Genomic DNA, 2,078 nt, shown 5'->3' with positions numbered 1-2,078 from the left:
AGCGGGCAGCGGCCACCAGCTGGGCCGGACGAAGGCGGGGCGGAGCCCGCGCAGCCGTCCGCGGAGGGGCTGCTGCTCGGAGGAATCGGTCATCAGTGTGCTCTCCGGGTAGAGGGGGTCGGGGACTTCGGGGTCGGGGCGTCGCCCGTGACGGGGGAGCCGAGGGCGTGGGCGTACACGTCCATGAGCCGCCGGCCGCTGAGCCGGATGTCGTAGCGGTCCACCGCCCGGGGCACCGGCAGTCTGCGCGGGCCGCCCGCCCACCGGTGCCGCAGTGCGGCCGTCAGCTCGGCGACGGGGTCCGCCCGGGACCGCAGCCGGGTGGCGCCGTCCGGTACCTGCCCGGGCAGCAGGTCGTCGACGGCGGGGCAGGGGCCGTGGACGACCGGCAGCCCGGCGCACAGCGCCTCGACGACGGCGAGGCCGAAGGACTCCTCGCGGGACGCCGAGACGAACACGTCCATCGCCCCGAGCACGGCCGGGACGTCCGGCGCGCCGTCCACGCCGCACTCCCCGGCGAAGCGGACCCGGTCCGCGACGCCCAGCCGTCCGGCGAGGGCGCGCAACGGGCCGGCCTCCGGCCCGCTGCCCGCCAGCAGGAGCCAGGCGCCGGGCAGTGCCGCGACGGCCCGCAGGGTGACGTCGAAGCGTTTGCCGGGCACCAGCCGGCCCACTCCGCCCACCACGAACGCGTCCTCGGGGAGGCCGAGCAGCGCCCGGGCCACCCGGCGCCGCCCGCCGTCGAAGCGGAACGCCGCCGCGTCGATGCCGTTGGGCACCGTGTGGATGCGGGCGGCCGGCACCCCCCAGTCGCGCAGCCGCCCGGCGACGGTGTCCGAGACGGCGACCGTCGCCGAGCCCAGCCGCTCGGTCCGCAGATAGAGCGCACGGGTCCCCCGGGTGAGCGGGCGCCCCTCGATCTCCGCGCGGCCCAGGGAGTGCTCGGTCGCCACCGAGGCGGTCCGGGCGAGCCGGGCCGCGATCCGCCCGTAGACGCACGCCCGGTACAGGTGCGTGTGCACGAGGTCGTAGCCGCCCTGCCGCACGAGCCGGGCGAGCCTCGGTAGACAGCGCATACCGAGATGCCGCACCCGCACCCCGTCGAGGCGCAGCCCCTCGGCCACCGCGCCCGGGTTGGTGAGCGTCACCACGTCGCAGCGGGCCGGCAGGTGACGCAGCAGCAGCCTCAGCTGCTGCTCGGCGCCGCCCACGCCGAGGCCGGTGATGACGTGCAGCACCTTCACCGGTGCCTCCCGGGGACGTCCGCCGCCCGGTACCGGATCCGGTGGCGTACCGCCTTCGCCCGGAGGCGGGCGGACCGGTCGGCGTGGCTGACGTGGGTACGCGGCAGCGCGAGCGGCCCGCGCAACGGGCCGGGGTCCAGGGCGCAGCCGTACGCGTACCCGGCGTCCCGGACCGACGCGAGCACCCGCGCGTCGGCGCTCCCGTACGGATAGCAGAAACCGGCCGGCAGCCCGCCGGTGATACGGCCGAGAGCCTCCCTGCTGGCGTGCGTCTCACGGCGCAGCGCGGCGTCGGACAGCGTCGTCAGGTCCAGGTGGCGAAGGCCGTGCGAGCCGATCTCCATGCCGGCCGCCGCGACGGCCCGGACGCCCTCCTCGGTGAGCAGCGGGTCCCAGTCGTTGCCGCCGCCGAACCGGCCCGGCAGGACGAACACGGTCGCGGTGCAGCCGTGCGCGAGGAGGACGGGGAGCGCCTCCTGGACGAAGTCGGCGTACCCGTCGTCGAAGGTCAGCCCGACCAGGGCCCGCCGCTCGGAGGCGTCGGCGCGGAGCAGGGACGTGATGCCGACCCCCGTCAGGCCCCGGCGGCGCAGCCAGGTCAGCTGCTCGTCCAGGCGGTCGGCGGAGACGGTGATGCCGTACGGGTCCTTCGTCGGATCGGCCACCGAGTGGTAGGTGAGGATCCACGGCGGGGAGGATAGGAGACGTGTCCCGGCTCGGGGTGATGACGTGTCAGCGGCCATGGGTGAACCTCTGTCGGACGAGGGCTGGCAGATGGACGGCCTCGGGAGCCCCGAGCGCGCGTGCGGTCAGATGGAACACGGCGGGTACGAG

General features: G+C 76.2%; 2 protein-coding genes. Both read right to left on the bottom strand.

Annotated elements, in window-relative coordinates; translation table 11 throughout:
• Positions 1 to 92 precede the first annotated feature (92 nt).
• A complete protein-coding gene (locus IH13_RS0122605; RefSeq protein ID WP_031087226.1) occupies positions 93 to 1,244 on the bottom strand; it encodes a glycosyltransferase in 1,152 nt (383 codons plus the stop codon).
• Positions 1,241 to 1,987, bottom strand: coding sequence for a polysaccharide deacetylase family protein (locus tag IH13_RS0122600; RefSeq protein ID WP_031087225.1), 747 nt, complete (start codon positions 1,985 to 1,987; stop codon positions 1,241 to 1,243). Before IH13_RS0122600 ends, IH13_RS0122605 begins: the two co-directional genes overlap by 4 nt.
• Positions 1,988 to 2,078 lie beyond the last annotated feature (91 nt).

Source organism: Streptomyces sp. NRRL WC-3549, assembly GCF_000721935.1.
In the GTDB taxonomy this organism is placed as follows: domain Bacteria; phylum Actinomycetota; class Actinomycetes; order Streptomycetales; family Streptomycetaceae; genus Streptomyces.
Note: the sequence above shows the minus strand (reverse complement) of the source record. Positions and strands in the feature narration are given on the sequence as shown.